Source organism: Inquilinus sp., assembly GCF_057815775.1.
Map to the genome: position 1 here is coordinate 1 of NZ_JBYRFX010000515.1, position 4,626 is coordinate 4,626.

Annotated in this window: 5 protein-coding genes; all 5 read left to right on the forward strand. The window is 69.8% G+C overall.

Going from position 1 to position 4,626, the window contains the following annotated elements; genetic code table 11:
• The first annotated feature begins 69 nt into the window (after nucleotides 1-69).
• On the forward strand, nucleotides 70-585 hold the full coding sequence (gene tolA, locus AC3XYG_RS17955) for a cell envelope integrity protein TolA (RefSeq protein ID WP_489141218.1): 516 nt from the start codon (nucleotides 70-72) through the stop codon (nucleotides 583-585).
• Nucleotides 586-600: 15 nt separating this feature from the next.
• Nucleotides 601-1,914 (forward strand): Tol-Pal system beta propeller repeat protein TolB, encoded by a 1,314-nt coding sequence (gene tolB / locus AC3XYG_RS17960; protein ID WP_489141219.1) that lies wholly within the window; start codon nucleotides 601-603, stop codon nucleotides 1,912-1,914.
• Between the two features lie 110 nt (nucleotides 1,915-2,024).
• On the forward strand, nucleotides 2,025-2,501 hold the full coding sequence (gene pal, locus AC3XYG_RS17965; protein ID WP_489141220.1) for a peptidoglycan-associated lipoprotein Pal: 477 nt from the start codon (nucleotides 2,025-2,027) through the stop codon (nucleotides 2,499-2,501).
• Nucleotides 2,502-2,706: 205 nt separating this feature from the next.
• Nucleotides 2,707-3,582, forward strand: coding sequence for a tol-pal system protein YbgF (gene ybgF / locus AC3XYG_RS17970; RefSeq protein WP_489141221.1), 876 nt, complete (start codon nucleotides 2,707-2,709; stop codon nucleotides 3,580-3,582).
• A gap of 3 nt (nucleotides 3,583-3,585) precedes the next feature.
• Nucleotides 3,586-4,626 (forward strand): tRNA lysidine(34) synthetase TilS (gene tilS / locus AC3XYG_RS17975; RefSeq protein WP_489141222.1); only part of this gene is annotated, 1,041 nt, incomplete at its 3' end.

Below are 4,626 nucleotides of genomic sequence, written 5' to 3' on the forward strand. Positions count from 1 at the left end.
ACGGCCGAGCCGACGCCAACCTCTCCCCCACCGCCGCCGCCGGCGGCCCAGACGGCTGAGGCCGACCCGATGGCGATCGCGGCGGCCGATGCGCCGCGTCCAGGTCCCCGGCCGAAAGCGCCGGCCGCCGCTCCGGCGGCCGCCACGCCGACGCGGACCACCCCGTCGGCGCAGACGTCACAATCGAGTGATGAGATCGGCAACCTGCTCTCCGGCCAGCCGGAGGGGCGCCAGTCCGCCCAGCCATCGACCCGGGCGCAGCGCCGGACCGGGCAGGGCGGGACGGCGACGCGGTTGTCCCGCGGTGACGAGGGCGCCATCCGGGATAAGGTCAAGCAATGCTGGAACATCGACACGTCGGCTCTCAACAAGCCGATCGTGAAGATCCGGGTGGCCGCCATTCAGCCCGACGGCACGATCCTTCCCAAGGATGTGACGGTCGAAGACAACGGTGGGGATGTCGCCTGGGGCAACGCGGCGCGCCGCGCCGTGGTAAACCCCGCTTGCCAACCCTGGCCGATGCCCGGCACGGGATGGCCGAACGACACGTTCCTTCTCGTGTTCGACCCTAAAGACTTCTTCTGACAGCCAGGACCTGAGGTGCAGACGATGAAACGAGGCTTCCTCCTGAACACACTGGCCGCCCTGGCTGCGGTGGCTTCCTTTGCGCTGGCGGCCACCCCGTCCAAGGCCGAAGTTCGCATCGACATCAACCAGGGCGTGACCCAGCCGATGCCGATCGCGATCACCGAGTTCCCCGGTGATCCCGTCGGCAGCCAGATCAGTCAGATCATCTCCGCCGATCTGCAGCGTTCCGGCCTGTTCGCGCCGATCGATCCGCGCGCCTTCACCCAGGACGCGGCATCGCTGCAGCAGGGCGTGCGCTTCGCCGACTGGAAGGTGCTGGCGGCCCAGGCCCTGGTCACCGGCCAGGTCCGGCCGCGCGGCGACGGCCGCTACGATGTCGACTTCCGGCTCTGGGACGTTTCGGCCGAACAGCAGCTGACCGGCCTGACCCTGACCGGCGACAGCGCCCTGATGCGCCGCGTCGCCCACAAGATCGCCGACGAGATCTATCGCGCGGTCACCGGCGAGGATGGCTATTTCGACACCCGCATCGTCTATGTCTCCGAGACGGGGTCGGAAACCAACCGGGTCAAGCGCCTGGCGATCATGGATCAGGACGGCGCCAACCATCAGTTCCTGACCGATGGCTCGCAGCTGGTGCTGACGCCGCGCTTCTCGCCCAGCACGCAGCAGATCACCTACCTGGCCTATGTGAACAACAAGCCGCGGGTCTATCTGCTCGACCTCGGCAGCGGCCGTCAGGAATCGCTGGGTGATTTCGCCAGCATGACCTTCTCGCCGCGCTTCAGCCCGGACGGCAACCGGGTGATCTTCAGCATGGCGCAGGCCGGCAACACCGACATCTACGTCCAGGATTTGCGCACCCGGTCGGTGCAGCGGCTGACCTCGGACCCGTCGATCGAGACCTCGCCCTCCTATTCCAAGGACGGGTCGCAGATCGTGTTCGAGAGCGACCGCGGCGGCAGCCAGCAGCTCTACATCATGCAGTCGGACGGCTCCGGCGTGCGCCGGCTCAGCTTCGGCGACGGCCGCTACGCCACGCCGGTCTGGTCGCCGCGCGGCGACCTGATCGCCTTCACCAAGATCTCGGGCGGCCAGTTCTCGATCGGGGTGATGCGCACCGACGGCACCGGCGAACACGACCTGGCCTCCGGCTTCCTCGCCGAAGGCCCGACCTGGGCGCCGAATGGCCGGGTGCTGATGTACACCGCCAGCAGCGGCGGCACCTCCAAGCTGGTCACCGTCGACATCACCGGGCGGGTCAGCTCGGCCGTGCCGACGCCCTTCGATGCCTCCGATGCCGCATGGTCGCCGCTGCTGCCGTGACCAAAAGCTTCGGAAATGTTAGAAATACCTTGCGAAGTGGGCGTCAACCTGCTTTTCCGTCACCCGATTTCAGATCTTTGAAGTCGGATCCACCTCAGGGGCAATAAACCATGCGTCTCAAGATTGTGGCCCTCATGGGGGCTATGCTGCTGGCCTCGGCCTGCAGTTCCTCCAAGACTGGTGCCGACGCCAATGGCGCGGGCGGCCTCAACAGCGCCGGCACGGCCGTCCCCGGCTCCCAGCAGGATCTGGCCCAGAACATCGGCGACCGGGTGTTCTTCTCGCTCAACGGCTATGATGTGAACTCCGAGGGCCAGGCCACGCTCACCAAGCAGAGCGGTTGGCTGAGCCAGTACAGCAACGTCTCGGTGATCATCGAAGGCCATGCCGACGAGCGCGGCACCCGCGAGTACAACCTCGCCCTCGGCGACCGCCGCTCCAACTCGGTGCGCAACTACCTGATCGCCAATGGCGTCCAGCCGTCGCGGATCACCACGATCAGCTACGGCAAGGAGCGCCCGGCGGTTCCGGGTCACGATGAGTCGGCCTGGGCGCAGAATCGCCGCGCGGTCACCGTCGTCAACTGATCCTGCGTCATCGGCGGGCCGCCCCCTGGGGCAGTCCGCCGATCCGCAAATCTCCAGCGCGCCGGAACGGCGGCGACGGCCTTGCCGTTGCCCGCTGTGACCGGCGCGTTCTTTTTCCGCCGGTGGGGTCGCTCCGCTCGGGCCCCAGAACCTGAGGAGGTGAAGGCAGATGCCGGCTTCGCAATGGCGATGGAGTTTTCTTGCAGTGGCGGCAGCCGCCGTCGCGATCCTGGCCCCGCCCGGGCCCGCCCGGGCCCAGACCTACGAAGCCCAGCTCGAGGTCCGGGTCAGCACGCTGGAACAGCAGATCTCCCAGCTGACCGGGCAGATCGAACAGCTGCAGTATCAGAACCAGCAGCTCAGCGACCAGTTGAAGCGGGCGCTGGCCGACATCGATTTCCGCCTGACCACGTTGGAAGGCGACGGTTCCGGCAAGTCCGCGCATCCGGCGCCGGCCGCACCGTCGCGCAAGGCTCCGACGCAGAGCAACGCGCCGCGGACGCCGCAGCCCTTCGCGCCGACGCCGTTGGTGCCGCCCAAGCGCTCCGACGCCGGGCCGCTGGCCCCGGACGACGAAACCGGCATCGCGCCGCAGGAGACCAGTTCGCTGGATCAGGGCGTGGCCGATCAAGGCGCGGCGCCGGTGGCGCAGGATGGCGTCGCCCCACCGTCGCAATACGGCTTCGCCGCGGCGCCGGGCGACGCGACGGCCCAGTACAACCAGGCCCAGGGCCTGTACAACCAGGGCAATTATGACGGCGCCATCGCCGGCTTCAACCAGGTCATCGCCACCGATCCCAGCGGTGGCCTGGCGAACAATGCCCAGTACTGGCTCGGGGAGGCCCTTCTCGCGAAGGGCCGTCCGGGCGAGGCCGCCAATGCCTTCAACGCCGCTTGGTCGGCCGACCCGCAGGGGCCGAAGGCGCCCGACACGCTGATGCGGGTTGCTGAATCCCTGCTCGCCGCCCGCCAGAGCGGTTCGGCCTGCAGCGCCTTCGGCCAGGTGCTGTCGCAATATCCGGATGCCTCGCCCGCCCTGCTGCGCCGGGCCGAGAACCAGCGGGCGCTGCTCCGCTGCTGATGCATGCATGACCCGGTCACGCCCGATGCCGTCACGCCTGATGCTGTCACCCCCGTTGCCGTCACGGATGATGACTTCGCTGCGCGTCTCGACCGCCTCGGCCCGTTCGACCGGCCGCCCCGCCTTGCCGTCGCCGTCTCGGGCGGCCCGGACAGCATGGCGCTCTGCCTCCTCGCCGCCCGCTGGGTCCGGCAACAGGGTGGCGACATCCTCGCCCTGACGGTCGACCACCGGTTGCGTCCGGACTCGACCATCGAAGCCGCCGCCGTCGGCGCTTCCCTTGCCCTGCACAACATTCCGCACCGCATTCTTCCCTGGGCCAACGCCCCGGGCCAGGCCTCGCAGGATGCTGCGCGCCGTGCGCGCTACGCCCTGCTTGAGGCAGCCTGCCGTGCCGCCGGCATCCGCGATCTGCTCGTGGCGCATCACCGTGAGGACCAGGCCGAGACCGTGCTGCTGCGCTTGGCCAAGGGCAGCGGCATCGACGGGCTGGCCGGCATGGCGCCGTGGCGCCCTGCGCCCTGGGGCCGCCTGCTGCGGCCGCTGCTGGACCTGCCCAAGGCCCGGCTGGTGGCGACCTGCGCCGGCTTCGGCGTGGTGCCGGTCGACGACCCCTCCAACCGCCGCATCCGCTATGCCAGGGGCCGGCTGCGCGCCGCCCATGCGGTGCTGGCGGCCGAGGGGCTGACCGACGACCGGCTGGTCGCACTGGCCCGCCGCGCCGGACAGGCCCGGGCGGCGCTCGACCGGATCACCGGCGACCTGATCCGCCGCGCCGTGACGCTGGATCCCGCGGGCTATGCCGTGGTCGCGCTGCCGGCGCTGCGCGAGGCGGACCCGGAAATCGCCCGCCGTCTCCTCGACTCCGTCACCGCCTGCATCGGCGGTGCCGCCGCGCCGTTCGACGCGGTCGAGCGCCTGGCCGGCTCGCTCGGCCTCGGTGCGCTGCTGGGTCGCACCCTGGGCCGCTGCCGCCTGCGACTTGCCGGCGATCGGCTGCTGGTGTTCCGGGAACGCCGCCACCTGCCGGTGATCGCCGGGCCG